Annotated in this window: 15 protein-coding genes; 7 read left to right on the top strand and 8 right to left on the bottom strand. The window is 48.6% G+C overall.

Going from position 1 to position 16,704, the window contains the following annotated elements; genetic code table 11:
• Window positions 1-2 precede the first annotated feature (2 nt).
• The 5 genes from C8D85_RS16460 to C8D85_RS16440 all read right to left on the bottom strand — a co-directional run bounded on the left by C8D85_RS16460 (window position 3) and on the right by C8D85_RS16440 (window position 5,812).
• Window positions 3-386, bottom strand: coding sequence for a SpoIIAA family protein (locus C8D85_RS16460; protein ID WP_133564807.1), 384 nt, complete (start codon window positions 384-386; stop codon window positions 3-5).
• 215 nt (window positions 387-601) lie between these two features.
• The gene (locus C8D85_RS16455; RefSeq protein ID WP_133564805.1) at window positions 602-841 is read right to left on the bottom strand and encodes a formate dehydrogenase subunit delta; all 240 of its coding nucleotides are present in this window, start codon (window positions 839-841) and stop codon (window positions 602-604) included.
• A gap of 20 nt (window positions 842-861) precedes the next feature.
• The gene (gene fdhF, locus C8D85_RS16450; RefSeq protein ID WP_133564804.1) at window positions 862-3,738 is read right to left on the bottom strand and encodes a formate dehydrogenase subunit alpha; all 2,877 of its coding nucleotides are present in this window, start codon (window positions 3,736-3,738) and stop codon (window positions 862-864) included.
• A 2-nt stretch (window positions 3,739-3,740) separates the two neighbouring features.
• Window positions 3,741-5,315: a formate dehydrogenase beta subunit gene (locus C8D85_RS16445; RefSeq protein ID WP_133564802.1), complete on the bottom strand. Its 1,575-nt coding sequence runs from the start codon at window positions 5,313-5,315 to the stop codon at window positions 3,741-3,743.
• Window positions 5,312-5,812, bottom strand: a complete 501-nt coding sequence (locus C8D85_RS16440; RefSeq protein WP_133564800.1) for a formate dehydrogenase subunit gamma — start codon at window positions 5,810-5,812, stop codon at window positions 5,312-5,314. The genes C8D85_RS16445 and C8D85_RS16440 overlap by 4 nt, the downstream gene beginning before the upstream one ends.
• Window positions 5,813-6,026: 214 nt before the next feature.
• Between C8D85_RS16440 and C8D85_RS18105 the strand changes: the two genes are divergently transcribed.
• The 3 genes from C8D85_RS18105 to C8D85_RS16430 all read left to right on the top strand — a co-directional run bounded on the left by C8D85_RS18105 (window position 6,027) and on the right by C8D85_RS16430 (window position 9,327).
• The gene (locus tag C8D85_RS18105) at window positions 6,027-6,170 is read left to right on the top strand and encodes a hypothetical protein (RefSeq protein ID WP_162847611.1); all 144 of its coding nucleotides are present in this window, start codon (window positions 6,027-6,029) and stop codon (window positions 6,168-6,170) included.
• 172 nt (window positions 6,171-6,342) lie between these two features.
• Window positions 6,343-7,908, top strand: a complete 1,566-nt coding sequence (locus C8D85_RS16435; protein ID WP_133564798.1) for a Re/Si-specific NAD(P)(+) transhydrogenase subunit alpha — start codon at window positions 6,343-6,345, stop codon at window positions 7,906-7,908.
• Window positions 7,909-7,917: 9 nt separating this feature from the next.
• On the top strand, window positions 7,918-9,327 hold the full coding sequence (locus C8D85_RS16430) for an NAD(P)(+) transhydrogenase (Re/Si-specific) subunit beta (protein ID WP_133564796.1): 1,410 nt from the start codon (window positions 7,918-7,920) through the stop codon (window positions 9,325-9,327).
• Between the two features lie 113 nt (window positions 9,328-9,440).
• On the opposite strand, the gene C8D85_RS16425 is transcribed toward C8D85_RS16430, so the two are convergent.
• Window positions 9,441-10,775, bottom strand: a complete 1,335-nt coding sequence (locus C8D85_RS16425) for an aminotransferase-like domain-containing protein (protein WP_133564794.1) — start codon at window positions 10,773-10,775, stop codon at window positions 9,441-9,443.
• 115 nt (window positions 10,776-10,890) lie between these two features.
• Between C8D85_RS16425 and C8D85_RS16420 the strand changes: the two genes are divergently transcribed.
• The 3 genes from C8D85_RS16420 (at window position 10,891) to C8D85_RS16410 (ending at window position 13,721) form a co-directional block, all read left to right on the top strand.
• Entirely contained in the window at window positions 10,891-11,976 is a 1,086-nt protein-coding gene (locus C8D85_RS16420) for a TauD/TfdA family dioxygenase (protein ID WP_211342222.1), read from the top strand.
• The gene (locus C8D85_RS16415) at window positions 11,972-12,862 is read left to right on the top strand and encodes an NAD(P)-dependent oxidoreductase (RefSeq protein ID WP_280524929.1); all 891 of its coding nucleotides are present in this window, start codon (window positions 11,972-11,974) and stop codon (window positions 12,860-12,862) included. Before C8D85_RS16420 ends, C8D85_RS16415 begins: the two co-directional genes overlap by 5 nt.
• Before the next feature lie 79 nt (window positions 12,863-12,941).
• Window positions 12,942-13,721, top strand: a complete 780-nt coding sequence (locus C8D85_RS16410) for a sulfite exporter TauE/SafE family protein (RefSeq protein WP_133564789.1) — start codon at window positions 12,942-12,944, stop codon at window positions 13,719-13,721.
• Between the two features lie 159 nt (window positions 13,722-13,880).
• On the opposite strand, the gene C8D85_RS16405 is transcribed toward C8D85_RS16410, so the two are convergent.
• Complete coding sequence (locus C8D85_RS16405) at window positions 13,881-15,071, bottom strand: amino acid aminotransferase (RefSeq protein WP_133564787.1); 1,191 nt, start codon at window positions 15,069-15,071, stop codon at window positions 13,881-13,883.
• 13 nt (window positions 15,072-15,084) lie between these two features.
• Window positions 15,085-16,041, bottom strand: coding sequence for a DMT family transporter (locus C8D85_RS16400; RefSeq protein ID WP_133564784.1), 957 nt, complete (start codon window positions 16,039-16,041; stop codon window positions 15,085-15,087).
• 174 nt (window positions 16,042-16,215) lie between these two features.
• On the opposite strand from C8D85_RS16400, the gene C8D85_RS16395 reads away from it, so the two are divergent.
• Window positions 16,216-16,683: an Lrp/AsnC family transcriptional regulator gene (locus tag C8D85_RS16395; RefSeq protein WP_323133255.1), complete on the top strand. Its 468-nt coding sequence runs from the start codon at window positions 16,216-16,218 to the stop codon at window positions 16,681-16,683.
• Window positions 16,684-16,704: the final 21 nt, after the last annotated feature.

The following is a 16,704-nucleotide window of genomic DNA, read 5'->3' as shown; positions in this document are numbered from 1 at the left end:
TGCTAGGTTAACATCACCCAGTCGGTCGCTTCTTGCTTGTGCCTAAACACTTTTAAGTTTGGTGAGATGAGCCAGCTTAGGCCGCTGATCATGACGTTGTGCCAGCGGTTATGGCCGTATACGGCGATGCGTTTAAACTCAGGGCCGATTTTCAAACCGTGGAGTAGCTCATTCCAAGCACTTTTAGTGCTGACGCTTGTCAGTTCACTTAAATCAACCAATAGAGCGACGTCTTGAGAGTGAATGGCATAAACAGCACGGTCTATCATGGCGGATAGTTTCTGAAAGTCTTCACTGCTAGGTCGGCCAGACGGCTTCATGCTGAGCACTAATGTATTATGATGACGTTGGACATTCAGTGAAATATTACTCGTCTGATTGATCATGAGGCCACACTCCAGTTCCTGTGTTTCGATCTGTTTAATGTAAAACAAAACCACACACTGAAAAGTCGATTAACTCAGTATCAATTGTCAGTGAAAGCCTAGGAGATTTGAGCTTGTGTCAGTGAGGTTAACAAAGCCTGCACAGTAATTGGCTTATGTTAAGTCGGTGTAAATGTCAGGCGCGGAAAGCGCCTGACATTTAGCTAGGATAGACCTTAAGCCTTTTCGGCTAGCTTGTCAGAGATACGTTGCGCGGCAACTTTTGCAGCAGGCTCAAACTCTTCTGTTCCCGTTGCAAGTTGCTCCGCTAGGATCTTCTTCATGCGGCGCGACCAGAATTTGGTGATATGGCTTTCCACCATATCCGCCACGTCTGATTCAGTCCCCGCACTCACATTGTTTTGCGCAATGTGGTTGATCATGGTAACGATGCTTTCTTCTTCAGTATGAAACATAGTGCTCTCTCAATACCTACTTATTTAATCGCTTTGGCTTCAGAAGAAGCTGAGCCACGTAAGAACTCGTACTGGCGTTCGTGGTTGTCTTGGAAGTTCTTCTGCCATTGTGATGGCTGAGATACTTTCTCAACTTGTACCGCAGTGACCTTGTACTCAGGGCAGTTCGTTGCCCAGTCTGAGTTGTTCGTGGTGATGACGTTGGCACCGCTACCCGGGTGGTGGAACGTTGTGTACACCACGCCAGGTTGCATACGTTCAGCAACACGCGCACGCAATACCGTATGACCTGCACGACTGGTGATACCCAGCCAGTCACCGGTCTTGATGCCGCGTTCTTCTGCATCATGAGGATGCAGTTCAAGGATGTCCTCATCATGCCACGCTTGGTTGTCGGTACGACGGGTTTGTGCACCGACATTGTATTGGCTCAAGATGCGACCAGTCGTTAGCAACAGTGGGAAACGGCTGTTGGCACGCTCTGTTGTTGGAACGAATTCTGTGACCGCAAATTTCGCTTTACCTTCGTCGCCGATTGGGAAGCTTTCCGTGTGCATAATTGGCGAGCCCATTGGGAAGGCATCGTTACATGGCCACTGTAAGCTGCCGTGCTCTTCTAAACGCTCGTAACTTACGTTAGCGAAGCTTGGTGTTAGGCTAGCAATCTCATCCATGATTTCAGATGGGTGAGAGTAGCTCATTGGGTAACCCAATGCGTTGGCAAGATCTACCGTTACTTCCCAGTCTTCTTTACCTGCAACTGGCGCCATCACTTTACGAACGCGGTTGATACGACGTTCAGCGTTGGTGAAGGTGCCGTTTTTCTCTAGGAAAGTAGAACCTGGTAGCAATACGTGCGCGTATTTTGCTGTTTCGTTCAAGAAGATATCTTGTACGATCAAGCAATCTAACGCCGACAATGCCGCTTCAACGTGTTGTGTGTTCGGGTCAGACTGAGCGATGTCCTCACCTTGAACATACATGGCGCGGAATTCACCAGCGAGTGCAGCATCGAACATGTTTGGAATACGCAGGCCTGGCTCGTCGTCCAGTTCAACGCCCCATGCTTTTTCGAAGCGGGCACGGGCAACAGAATCTGCGACGTGTTGGTAGCCTGGCAGCTCGTGAGGGAAAGAGCCCATGTCACAAGAACCTTGCACGTTGTTCTGACCACGTAGCGGGTTTACCCCCACACCTTCACGACCGATGTTACCGGTTGCTAGGGCAAGGTTGGCGATCCCCATGACCGTTGTCGAACCTTGGCTGTGCTCTGTTACACCAAGACCATAGTAAATCGATGCGTTTTTTGCAGTGGCGAACTTACGTGCGGCTGCACGTACTTTCTCTGCACTGACGCCTGTGATGGCTTCTACCGCTTCTGGTGCATGACGTTCATCGATAATGAACTCGCGCCATTTCGAGTAGGCTTTCGTGTCACAACGAGACGCGATAAATTCTTTGTCTTCGTAGCCTTCCGTCACCACCACGTGTGCTAGGGCGTTGACCATCGCAACGTTGGTGCCTGGGCGTAGTGGCAAGTGTGTTGCGTCGCCTAGGTGTGGTGTGCTCAGTAGGTCGATCTCACGTGGGTCGGTCACGATCAAGCTTGCGCCTTCACGTAAACGACGACGCATTAGCGAGCCGAATACTGGATGAGCATCTGTCGGATTGGCACCGATCACAAGGATACAGTCAGAGAACATCACCGAGTCAAAGGTTTGTGTCCCCGCTGATTCACCTAGGGTTTGCTTCAGACCGTAACCGGTTGGGCTGTGACAGACACGCGCACAGGTATCGGTGTTGTTGTTACCGAATGCCGCACGGATCAGTTTCTGAACCAAGTAAGTTTCTTCGTTGGTACAACGAGAAGATGTAATACCACCGATACTTTCTCGGCCGTATTGCGCTTGGATGTCTTTTAGACGTTTCGCCGCGAAACCGATCGCTTCTTCCCAGCTAACTTCTTTCCAAGGCTGGTCGATTGAGTCACGGATCATAGGCGCTTTGATACGGTCTTTGTGGGTGGCGTAACCGAATGCGAAACGACCTTTAACACAAGAGTGACCATGGTTGGCATCGCCGTCTTTCGCTGGAACCATGCGTACTAACTGATCGCCTTTCATTTCAGCTTTGAAAGAACAGCCGACACCACAGTAAGCACAGGTTGTGGTCACACTGTGCTCTGGTGTCCCCATGTCGATGACCGAGTTTTCCATTAGTGTTGCGGTTGGACAGGCTTGCACACAGGCACCACAGGACACACACTCAGAATCCAGGAATTGCTCATTTTGGCCAGCTGCCACTTTCGAGTCAAAACCACGACCATCGATGGTCAGTGCAAAGGTACCTTGTACTTCAGAACAAGCGCGTACACAGCGTGAACAGACGATACATTTGCTCGCATCGAAGGTGAAGTAAGGGTTAGATTGGTCTTTTTCAGCATGTAGGTGGTTGTTGCCTTCGAAGCCGTAACGTACTTCACGTAGGCCTACCGCCCCCGCCATGTTCTGTAGCTCACAGTCACCGTTTGCTGGACAAGTTAGACAGTCTAGCGGGTGATCAGAGATGTACAGCTCCATGATGTTACGACGCAGCTTAGCTAGCTTGTCGTTTTGCGTCGTGACTTTCATACCCGCATCCACAGGCGTGGTACAAGACGCAGGCGTACCACGACGGCCTTCGATTTGAACGGCACAGATACGGCAAGAGCCGAAGGCTTCTAGATTGTCTGTCGCACAAAGTTTCGGGATGTTGATGTCATACATCGCCGCCGCGCGCATCACTGATGTACCTTCTGGTACAGTCACTTCCACACCGTCGATTTCGAGTGTCACCAGCTTTTCGCTCAGAGATGCAGGGGTGCCGTAATCCTTATTAGGGTCAAAATGTTGCAACATGATCAGACCTCCTTCGCTTGGGTCGCTGAAGCTGCATTCTTAACGAAGTCCTCAGTAAAGTGCTGCATGGCACTTTGGACTGGGAATGGCGTCATACCGCCCATGGCACAAAGGGAACCGTCTAGCATGGTTTCACAGAGATCCATTAACAGTTCCATATTGGCATCGACGTTTTTGCCAGCGCGAATACGGTCGATCACTTCGACACCGCGAGTTGAGCCAATACGGCAAGGTGTACACTTACCACAAGACTCGGCCACACAGAATTCCATAGAGAAGCGGGCTTGCTCACTCATGTCCACTGTGTCATCAAACATCACCACGCCACCGTGCCCCAGCACGGCTTGTTTCTGGCTAAACTCTTCGTAGCCAAGTGGCGTATCCCACTGGCTTTCGGGTAGGTAAGCACCGAGTGGGCCACCCACCTGAACCGCCCGTAGCGGACGACCACTGCGGGTACCGCCACCGAATTCAAACATCAGCTCTTTTAGTGTTGGGCCGAAGGCGAGTTCCACCAAACCACCGAATTTTACGTTACCTGTAACTTGGAAAGGCAGCGTGCCGCGTGAGCGACCGACACCGACATCCGCGTAGGCTTTGGCACCCTTATCAAGAATGAAGGGGACCGCTGCTAGGGACAGTACGTTGTTCACAACCGTTGGTTGACCGAACAGACCAACGATTGCTGGCAATGGTGGCTTAGCACGTACTAGACCTCGTTTGCCTTCTAAGCTCTCGAGTAATGAGGTTTCTTCACCACAGATGTAAGCCCCCGCACCCATACGCACCTCTAGGTCGAAGTGTTTACCACTACCTTGGATGTCAGCCCCCAATAGGTTGTTGTCGTAAGCGGTTTGGATAGCGCTGTTTAGGTTTTCGATCGCCAGTGGGTACTCAGAACGACAGTAGATGTAACCTTGCGTGGCACCGACAGCGAGACCTGCGATGATCATGCCTTCAATTAGCATGAAGGGATCACACTCCATCACCAAACGGTCAGCGAAGGTACCAGAGTCACCTTCGTCGGCGTTACAGACGATGTACTTTTGACCTTTTGGTGATTCAACGTCTAGGACGGTTTGCCACTTGATGCCTGTTGGGAACGCTGCACCACCACGACCGCGTAGGCCGGATTCTTTTACTGTATCAACGATTTCTTGTGATGACAGTTTGATTGCGTTTTCCAGACCTTTGAAGCCATCTTTGGCTTGGTAGTCTTCAAGTGAAAGTGGATCAGTAATGCCTAGGCGTGAGAATGTGAAACGCTCCTGACGTTTTAGGTAAGGGATGTCTTCTACTAAACCGACTGCTAGCGAGTGCTCTACATTGCCCTTGTAGAACTCTGCAGCAAACAACGACTCGATATCGCCTTCTTTTACTGGGCCAAAGCCGTATCGACCTGCGTCAGTGTCGACTTCTACCAAAGTTTCTAGCCAGTAAAGACCGCGGGTACCATTACGACGTACTTCAACATCAATCTTGTGCTCTTGCGCTACGATTTCAATCAGACGCGCGATGCGATCAGCGCCACGTGCTTTGGCCGTGGTATCCGAAGGAACGTGAATACGAAATGTCATAGCAGAATCTCCACTCTGTCCGTTTTTAGCCCTTCCACAAGCTCATCAAAACGGGTTGCATCCACGTCCGCATGGATCTCATCGCCCACACGAATAGAGGGGCCACAAGAGCAATTGCCCAAGCAATAAACCGGCTCAAGGGTAATGTTGCGGTCTGCTGTTGTCTGATGGTAATCCACCCCCAGAGCAGCTTTGGCATGGTCTTCTAGTGCTCGCGAACCTTGTGCCTGACACGCTTCTGCGCGACAAATCTCTACCACGTGACGCCCAGGTTGCTGGGTACGAAAATGGTGATAAAAACTGATCACGCCATGTACTTCGGCACGGCTTAAAGTTAAGGACTGGGCAATCAACGCCACAGCTTCCTCTGGGATAAAGGAAAAGCGATCTTGGATGGCATGTAGAATCGGCAGCAAAGCGCCTGGCTTTGACTTAAGGTCATCGATTAAGGCTTGCGCGGTGACTGGCTCCCAGGCAACAGCTTTCGATGTGGTCATGGCGGTCTCCTCCTATTGTCCAGTCACGAAGTTGGCCTCGTAAGCTGGTGGAAGTGTTACTTATTATTGTAGTGGTAAGGCATCCGCATGAGGTCATCGATTCAAGCCGCTCCTGCAGCGTGTTGAATCTGCCAAATGCCTTCCTATGTTCAAAACTGCTGGCACAGTAGCACAGCCAATTTTGGGTCATTTATCTTATTGCGACACATTCGGAATGAATGACGCATTTCCTCGCGCTTTTCCATCGATCATTGCGACAGATCACTTAACCAGTATAGAAGGGCATGGCTTAAACACACCCTTATACATTGGGCGTTTGCCGTTGTTTGAACACGCGATCTTTGCTGAGCCGTCGTAATCGAGTCTTGTCCTGACGCTCGTGTGCAAGAGCATCACAGGACGCTAGTTTCTAATGGCTGACGCTCCATTGTGGGTTGTGGTGCTCAATTTAAGAGCGTGCAAAAGCACTGTTAGTGAGCGAGTAACTATGTGTTGGTGACAACTGGGATAAAAATAATTACGGCATCATTATGAAGATTGGAATACCAAAAGAGATAGAAGACGGCGAGCTGCGGGTGGCCATGACCCCCGTGGTCGCGGAAAGGGTTAAGCAGCTCGGCTTTGATTTGGTCATTGAAAGCGGGGCAGGTGAAGCGGCGTCTTACTCAGACGACGCTTACATTGCGGCGGGCGTGGAAGTGACCAGTGATACCAAAGCACTGTGGCACGATTCAGATATCCTGATAAAAGTGCGCCCACCGATTGAGCACCCAGAGCTAGGCTTTTACGGCATTGAGCTACTCGGTAAAGATCAGATGCTGATTAGCACTCTCTATCCTGCGCAAAATTCTGCCAAGTTGAACGAATTGGCTGCTCGTGGCACCAATGCGGTGGCGTTAGATGCCGTGCCTCGTATTTCCCGCGCACAAAAAATGGACGTGTTGAGCTCGATGGCCAACATCGCCGGTTACCGTGCGGTCGTGGAAGCAGCGCAACACTTTGGTCGTTTCTTCACAGGCCAAATTACGGCAGCGGGTAAAGTGCCGCCAGCGAAAGTATTGGTCATCGGAGCTGGGGTTGCCGGCTTGGCAGCGATTGGTGCTGCGAAAAGTATGGGTGCGATTGTTCGTGCCTTCGACACGCGTCCGGAAGTCAAAGAACAAGTAGAAAGTATGGACGCTGAATTCCTTGTTCTAAATTTCAAAGACGAAGATGGCAGTGGCGAAGGCGGTTACGCTAAAACTATGAGCCCTGAGTTCATTGCCGCAGAAATGGCCTTATTCGCAGAGCAAGCGAAAGACGTGGACATCATCATCACCACCGCACTCATTCCAGGTAAACCCGCGCCAGAATTGATCACTGAACAAATGGTGCGCTCAATGAAACCAGGCAGTGTGATCGTGGACTTGGCGGCCGAAACGGGCGGTAACTGTAAGCTGACCCAAGCCAATGAGGTCGTGCATAAGCACGGTGTCACTATGATTGGTTACACCAACTTGCCAAGTCGTATGGCGGCGCAGTCGAGCCAATTGTTTGCCACCAACATCTACCACCTGCTAACAGAGTTGTGTCCGAACAAAGACGGTCAGATTGACCTGAACATGGAAGACGAAGTCATTCGTGGCGCAACCGTGGTGAAACAAGGCAACATCACTTGGCCACCACCAGCACCGCGTTTGTCGGCTGCACCGAAGAGCGATGTAAGCGAGCCTTTGCCGGAGGCAAAAGCAGCCAAGAAAGAAGAGAAGAAGCCCAGTGCGTTTGGTTTCCTTATCCCTGTCTTCATTGTTGGGGTATTGCTAATGGGCATCGGGAGCGTTGCGCCTGCTGAATTTATGGGACACTTAACCGTTTTTGTTCTGTCGTGTTTCGTCGGTTACATGGTGGTGTGGGGTGTGAGCCACTCGTTGCATACGCCTCTTATGAGTGTGACCAATGCCATCAGTAGCATCATTGTCGTTGGTGCGTTGACACAGATCTCTAATGACAGCTCAGTGGTCGCGATACTCGCGGCGTTAGCCATCTTTATCACCAGCATTAACATCGTCGGCGGCTTTGCCGTGACCCATCGTATGCTGAAAATGTTCCGTAAGTAGGAGACGACAATGAACTTTGGAGTAATGACGGCTGCCTACATCGGAGCCAGTGCCTTATTTATCATGGCATTGGGGGGCTTGAGCCACCAAGAAAGCGCGCGCCGCGGTAACATCTACGGCATTCTAGGCATGGGCCTAGCGATGGCGGTGACCATCATCGGTGCCGTAACCGATAACTACGGCTTACTTCTAGTGGGTCTAGTACCTGGCGGTGTGATCGGTTATGTCCTAGCGAAACGTGTCGAAATGACATCGATGCCAGAATTGGTAGCGATCCTACACAGTTTGGTCGGTTTGGCGGCGGTATTCGTCGGCTTTGCTAACGCGTTAGGTCACGGTGTGTACGAGTCGGTTGTGGCGCAGCGTATCCATGACGTGGAAACCTCTCTCGGTATCTTTATCGGCGCGGTTACGTTCACGGGGTCTTTGGTTGCTTACTTGAAACTAAGCGGCAAAGTATCGGGTAACCCACTGCAGCTACCGGGTCGTCACTTGATCAACCTTGCGATCGTATTCGTGTCTTTGTACCTAATCGTTGAATTCGCCGCGGTCGGTGCAGCGAATGGTATGGTTTACCTAACCATCATCACTGTCCTAGCGTTGCTATTCGGTGCCCACCTAGTGGTCGCGATCGGTGGGGCGGACATGCCAGTTGTCGTGTCGATGCTGAACTCCTATTCGGGGTGGGCCGCCGCGGCAATGGGCTTCATGCTCGGTAACGACTTGCTGATCGTCGTCGGTGCCCTAGTCGGTAGTTCGGGTGCGATCCTGTCTTACATCATGTGTCGTGCGATGAACCGTAAGTTCTTGAACGTTATCCTTGGTGGTATCGGCTCTAAGAAGAAAAAAGCATCTCCTGCAGCGGGCGCTGCGGTAGAAGAGCAAGGCGAGATTGTTGAAGTCCAATCTGAAGAAGCTGCTCACATGCTGGAATCTGCAAAAGAAGTCATGATCATCCCAGGTTACGGTATGGCGGTAGCGCAAGCACAGCACACTGTATTCGAGATCACTAAGAAATTGCGTGAAAAAGGCGTCAACGTGCGCTTTGGTATCCACCCAGTTGCGGGTCGTATGCCGGGTCACATGAACGTATTGCTCGCAGAAGCGAAAGTACCTTATGACATCGTTTACGAAATGGACGAAATCAATGAAGATTTCCCGAAAATAGACGTATCGGTGGTGATCGGTGCCAACGACATTGTGAACCCTGCGGCGAACGAAGTAGAAGACAGCCCTATCGCGGGTATGCCAGTCCTAGAACCTTGGAAAGGCAAACATACGATCGTGCTTAAACGTGGAATGAGCCGCGGTTACGCAGGCGTTGAAAACCCACTGTTCTTCAAAGACAACACGCGTATGTTGTTCGGCGATGCGAAACAGACAGTGGATGCCTTGTTGAAGCATTTAGCTGCTGATTAATATGTGCTTAATCACAGCCGAATAGAGTACTTGCATTCTTAGATCAACATCACGCATGTTGGGTAATATCCAACATGCGTGATGTTGTTATCTCATTTGATAATGGCAAATAATTAGAGCTTGCTTTGATCCAGTAAATGCTTCAGTTGCGCTAAGCCCTCTTCAAAATGTTGATCATCTGCTATCGACATTAATGAAAGTCGTACATGTTGACTGTATTCCTCGTTATGGCAGAAATAGCGTCCATTGCTTAAAAACATGCCGCGCTCTTTGGCTGTCATGACAAACTTATCTGTATCGACATTCTCTGGCAGAGTTAGCCAGATATGGTAGCTGCTCTGTTGGGAGAGAGTCGTTTCATCCTTTAAAACTCTTTTGGCGACGGATTGCCGTTGCTGCGCAATGCGCTTTTGCTGATCAGCCAGTTGAAAGATAAGGCCTGAGTTAATCATTTGTGTCGCTACCTCAAAGTTAATCGGTGAGGCTAGCCAAATCATTGTTCGAATATAGGCTGACAAATTGTCAATTTGGCTCTGTGGTGCTTTTAGATAGCCACAGCGCATTCCGGGGCTAATGGCTTTAGATAAACTGCTGATATAGAAGCTTTTTTCTGGGATTAGATTAGTGATCGGCGCAATCACTTCTGGGTTTAAAAAACTGTAGATATCGTCTTCGATTAACCAAGTGGAGTGTTTTTGAATAACGCTGGCAATGGCTTTACGGCGCTCTAAAGACAAGGTGGTGGTGGTTGGGTTTTGATGAGATGGCACAACAATCACCAGGCTAGGTTTATGCTGCTCGCATACCTCTTGTAGACATTCAGGACGCATACCTTGCTCATCTAACTCCACTCCCATTGGCTCCCTACCTAACGCTTTAATAATCGACAAGATTCCTGGATAGGTCAGAGATTCTACCGCGATTTTATCGCCCGGCTGAGAATATAGTTCGATGAGAGTTGATAAGGCATGCTGCGCGCCATTGGTAAGTAGTACATGCTCTGGGGAGCGTACTTGCAAACCAAACTGTTGTAACCAACGCATCCCTGCCTCTTTGTGCGAGATGCTCCCTGTGTCTTCAATATAACCAAAGAGCGCTGGTGAGGCAGTCTCGGTAAAGCACTGGTTAATCTGCTGGTGCAGTGCTGTGAGTTGTTGGGCAAGACATGGCTGCAGAATAGAAAAATTCCACTCATCTTCAACAAACTGTGACTGGATAGCCTGCCTCAAGCTGGACTTACTTTTTACAAAGCTTCCCCGCCCGACAAAGGATTCAATATGCCCTTGTTCTGCTAGCAAAGTATAGGCCTTAGCAATGGTCACGGGGGTCGTCGAGTACTCAGCTGCTAACGCGCGATGGGTAGGCAGTTTGCTTCCCTCTTTATAATGGCCTATGTCAATAAGATGAATAACGGCATCAGCGATTTCTTGGTACTTTGGCTTTGACACAATGTGACCTGTTAAGTGAGTAATAATAAGAGCGTGCAACTATATGATATATGTAAATTGATATCTATTATTTTTCTACAAACTCAAGGTATATGTCAAAATAAATAATTGACATATGTTATTTTTGTATATTAATCTTGCTTTCATCGATTCAATGATGGTTAAAAAGGACTTAACGAAGGTGTCACAAGTACAGATTAAACAAGAGTCAGATGTTTTTGGTATTTCTGAATGTCATGTTACTTATCAATCAGCACAGGCGTTGAAAAGTCGCTTGTGCACAATGTCATTATCTGATGATAAACAAGTTATAGAAGCGGCTGAGTGGATTGGCTGTCAGATGCAAGACCTTCTGAGTGAAGAAGTTTTGCTTCGGATTAAAAGTTTCTCTGAGAGTGATCAGGAATCGGCTTTGATTATTCGAGGTCTGCCATTAGGAGATACTTTACCTCCTACGCCATATGAAGGTTTCATTGAGAATGATGAGTTACTTCTAGCGAATGCTATTCATACGGGTATCTATAACTTAGCAGGGTTTCACCCTATTGCTTATGAGCATGAGAATAACGGCCGGATTTTTAGACATGTTGTTCCAACCAAAGATGCGAAAGGGAAAAAGTCTTCACATGGGTCAGATGTAACGTTCGGCTTTCATGTTGATAAACCTGATCTTCCAATTATTCCAGAGTCACTTAACGGTAAATCTGCGTGCCCAGAGCTACTTTCTCTGATGGCAATACGTAGTGATTTAAAAGTGAATTCTTCGGTTGTACTGCTAGATGACGTTTTATCACGCCTTAATCAAGGCGTCATTCAAATCCTAATGAGTGATCAATTTTTAATTAGCCGCCCTGATTCTTTTAGTGGCTCATTAAGTTCGAGATTGCCTGTTTTGGCATTTGATAGAAACAATGTTGCTTACAGTCGTTATGACAAGGAGAACGTTACTCCTATTACACCTCAGGCTGCAGCGGCTCTACTCATGTTCGAAGCGGCTTTAGAAAAACCTGAAAATGTACATTCAACTGTATTTCTACCTGGCGATATGTTGTTGATTAAAAATCAGCGTACTTTGCATCGAAGGGAGGCCTACATTCCAAGGGAAGATGGCGCTGATCGCTGGTTAATTCGTTTGTTTGGTATGAAGTCTAAACAACGTTTATTAAGTCTCCCAAATTGCTCTCACATTGGAAAAGATTAAGCGAGGATTGGAAATGGAAAACATAAAAATTGCATTTATTGGGCTGGGTGTTATGGGTTACCCAATGGCAGGGCATTTGTCTAAGTCTGGAGGCTCTATCACTGTGTATAACCGTACGTACGAGAAAGCGGAGCGTTGGGCAAATGAATTCTCTGGCCATGCCGCAAAAACGCCAGCAGAAGCGGCCGCTGGAGCAGATTTCGTATGTGTTTGTGTTGGTAATGATAATGACGTACGCAGTGTTATTTATGGTTCAGATGGTGTGTTGGCCGGGATGTCGGCGGGCGCTGTTTTGATTGATCATACGACTACTTCGGCTTTATTGGCGGAGGAGTTGGCCAGGGCTTGCGAAGAGCAGGGTGTTCACTTCATCGATGCACCTGTTTCTGGTGGTCAAGCAGGTGCTGAGAATGGGGTCTTAACGGTTATGTGTGGTGGTGAAGAAGAGATCTTTAACCAGGCTCTTCCTGTGGTGGATTGCTATGCGAAGCAAGTCCAACTAATGGGCTCTGCTGGTCAAGGGCAACGGTGCAAAATGGTTAATCAAGTCTGCATTGCAGGTGTTTTAAATGGCTTAAGTGAAGCGCTGTTGTTGGCCGAAAAAGCAGATTTAAATATTTCAAAAGTCGTGGATACGTTAAAGCATGGGGCGGCTGGGTCATGGCAGATGGCTAACCGTTTAGAAACCATGGCAAAAGGTGAATTTGATTTTGGCTTTGCGGTGGACTGGATGCGTAAAGACTTGAGCATTTGTATTGAGCAGGCTAGGGCGTATGGCGTTGAGCTAAAAATGGCTCAAGATGTCGACCAGCATTATGCTGCATTACAGCAGCAAGGTTTAGGGCGTATGGATACATCAGTTTTAGTTAAAGCAATAGCGGGCTAATCCCAAATGATCGCCGCTATTGTGGCTAAAGGCATAGCGGCGACATCAATGATTTTAATGGTGTCAGGAGACTTTCTACATGGAATGGCTATTATCAGATTTCTCAATTTGGGTTGTGGTTGCGCTTATTGCATCAGCGTTCGCAGCAGGTTTTATTGATAGTGTTGCAGGTGGTGGTGGGCTGATTCTAGTCCCTTCTTTTATCTTGGCTGGACTACCACCGCAAGTCGCGTTAGGGCAAGAAAAGATAGTTAGTACATTAGGCACTATTGCTGCGATCCGAAACTTTGTAAAAAATAAAAAGGTTATCTGGAAAGCCGTCGCTTCAGGCATTCCTGCTGGGCTAGCTGGGGCTTATATCGGCGCCCAAATGATTTTGTACTTTGACCCTGACACGGTTGGAAAGATTATCTTAGCCTTAATGCCTGTCGGTATAATCCTTTCCTTCTTCCCTAAGAAGAATGTGTTAGAAGGTGAGCACTCCTTTTCAAATTTTAAATTGTATATAGGGGTGCCCCTAACAGTCTTTGTTATTGGTTTCTATGATGGTTTTTTTGGCCCAGGAACAGGAAGCTTTTTGATTTTGGCTCTGCACTTCATTCTACGTTTTGACTTAGTTGCAGCATCAGCTAATTCCAAGCTGTTTAACTTTTCCTCGAATATTGGAGCGCTAATTGCCTTTATTCTAGCAGGTAAGATTTTATATTTATTAGCTATCCCATTAGTATTGGCCAATCTAGCTGGTAACCACCTCGGCAGCCACTCAGCACTAAAGTATGGCTCAAGTGTTGTCCGAAAAACACTATCCTTATCTATGCTTTTACTAATGGCATCTCTTGGCGTGAAGTATGCTATTTAGAGTCACTACTAAGAATAAGGGGGTTCCCCTTGTTCTTAGTATTTGTATTTCTTCACTGAAAACTATGCCGAGTCGAGCAAAGTGTGGCTCTAGTAGTTGATGTCACAATAGGGCAAGAGACTGAATATGAATTAGCTTTGCAAGAGTGGCGTGATTTCCTTACTGCATGCGTTCAACGGCGAATAAACTGTCGGCAAAATACTCAATTTGAGAGGGCGCCAACCCCGCGAGATTAAGGCGTCCATTGTCGAGTAAATAGATCGCTTTTTGAGTGCGTAAACGGTGTACGGAGTCCGTATCGATCCCTAGCATAGAGAACATCCCTTGATGCTGTTCGATGAAACTGTAATCACGGTTAAAACGATGTTCTAAAGCCTGACGTAGCTGCTTACGTGTGTTCTGGATATGCTGAGTCATATGGCTTAGCTCTGCCTGCCATGATGCTTTCAATGATTCATAAGACAGAATCGCTGCCACGATGGCCGCGCCATGATCCGGTGGCATGGTGTAGCTATTACGCGCGAGGCTTAACAATTGCGAGAGCATGCTGTCACTGGCTTTCTCCGAATGGCCTGCCATCATGGCGACGCCCACACGTTCACGGTAGAGACCGAAGTTTTTTGAACAGGAGCTGGCTAACAAAAAGCTTGGCACTCGTGTCGTCAAATAGCGAGTGCCTTGGGCATCTTCTTCCAAAGAACGACCAAAGCCTTGATACGCCATATCAATAAAGGGTAAGAATCCCGTCTTTAGCGACAGCTCTGTCACCTGTTGCCACAGTTCCAAACTCATGTCAGCGCCGGTTGGGTTATGGCAACAGCCATGCAGTACTACTACGTCATTGGTGCCCAGTTGTGACAGTTGGGCAATCATAGCATCGCTGTTTACTTGCTTAGTGGCTGCATCAAAGTATGGGTAATAACGCACGTCTAAACCCGCCGCGCGAAAGATAGGCTCATGATTGGTATAGCTCGGATCGCTAAGCCAGATCGTAGCATCCGCGTTGGTTCGCGCAATTAAGTCTGCGAGTAAGCGTAGCGCGCCGCTGGCTCCTGGCGTTTGTAAAGTACGGACACGGCTCGTTTCCCATTGCTCACCCAGAATCAGTGACGTCATAGCACGGTTAAACCCTAAATGTCCTTGCATGCCAACGTAGGCTTTGCTGTCTTGCGCAGCGACTAAAGACTGTTCAGCTGCCTTCACTGCGTCAAAGACTGGCGTCTGGCCTAAGGCATTGCGATATACGCCGATACCCAGATCCAGTTTCTGTGAGCGAGTGTCCTGCAGACACAGGGAGGACAGCGCCATGATTGGATCATGAGGCGCAGAGGAGAGAGATTCAAAAAACATACGAGGGCACCTCTTAACGGGAAAAAATGGATCGCAGAGACAAACCACTGGCTAACACAACACCACTACAGACCAATGCCAGTCCTAAGCCAGAAGCCATTGAAAGTGATTCATTCAGTAAAGGAATGGCGAGCAAAGACACCAGCACTGGTGTTAGGGAACCGATGGCGGCGCTTAACTCAGCACCAATTAGGTTAATGGCGAAACCATAGGTGAAGCCTGCCACGATACCGACGAGCACCGCTTGCACAATAAACTGTGTCATGACTGTCAGCAGTGGCGTGTCAGCCATGCCCGAGGAGACCTGCCCGGAGATATACAGCAAGCCGAGAATAACACTCGAAACAAGGCACAAAAGCCCGGTAATCGCTAACGGAGGTAGGCCTGCTAAGCGCAAACAGATGGTGTACACCGCCCAGAAAAAGGCGGCCAGTAGAAAGATCAGATCCCCTTTCCAAAGCTCCCCGCTGCTTTGCAGCATCGACATCAAGACGAGACTTAATACACCTAGGCCAATGCACAGCAGACCGACGAAGCGTTGCGAAGAAATCGGCTCTTTGAAAACCAACACGGCGATGGCAGTGACAAACAACGGAAAAGTACCGGGAATCAATAGTCCCGAATGTGCGGCTGGGGCGTAGCTGGCACCTAAACTACTGAGGTAAAAGAATGGCACGCCTGCGCCAACGCAAACACCCAATAGCATCCATGGAGAGGTCGACATCAATAAACGCCAATCACGCATGACCCAGGGCAGTAATACCAACCCTGGCAACACAAAGCGCATTAGGGCTAAATCAAAGGTGGTTAGGGCAGAGACGGCTCCAGCACGCATGGACAGCAGGAAACAGCTCCAAATAAACACCGTCGCCAAAGCCGACAGAACACCAAGCTTGAAGGCTCGACCTTGCGCTGTGAGACGATAGGCAGGTGCCGAGTTGGGGATCGCTGGAGAGCTAATATTCGCCATCAGGTGTGACCTCAATCCATATTGATGAGAGGGCGCTCAGGAATCAAAGCGCGCTTTAATGACTTCATTATTTAGCAAATAGGCAAAGCATGTCCTTGCTATGTTGATAGGTTTTACAGACTCAAAAGACACATTGTGCTAATTTTTAATTAAATAGTTTTCGAGTATGCCAATATGATGGATAAAGTGGATTTTGCGATCTTGCGCCAGCTACAAGACGACGGACGCTTAACGAATGTGGATTTGTCGGAACGCATTCATTTGTCGCCCTCGCCCTGTTTAAGACGGGTTAAAAAATTGGAAGCAGAGACGGTCATTACCGGATACCGTGCCACTCTAGATCGTGAAAAAGTCGGCTTGGGCATGACGGTTTTTGTTGATGTCTCCCTTGAGAATCACAAAGACCAAACCAGCTTGCAGTTTGAAGAGTCCATCATTGCCATGCCCAATGTGCTCAGCTGTTTTGTGGTATCAGGGCAGTCTGATTATCGCCTAGAAGTGGTGGTGCATAATTTGAAAGAGTACGAGGCGATTTTAAGGACCATTCAGACCTTGCCGTTTGTGAAAGACATTCACAGCAATTTTGCCATTCGAGCAGTAAAAACCGATGCGCCGTTGCCGATTCAAGAGGCCCAATCTTAGACCTCTTAAAACGGCCAAAGC

The sequence above is a fragment of the Marinomonas communis genome (assembly GCF_004363305.1).
Classification (GTDB): Bacteria; Pseudomonadota; Gammaproteobacteria; order Pseudomonadales; family Marinomonadaceae; genus Marinomonas; species Marinomonas communis.
The sequence above is the reverse complement of the archived record's forward strand: the minus strand, read 5'-3'. Positions and strand labels throughout refer to the sequence as shown.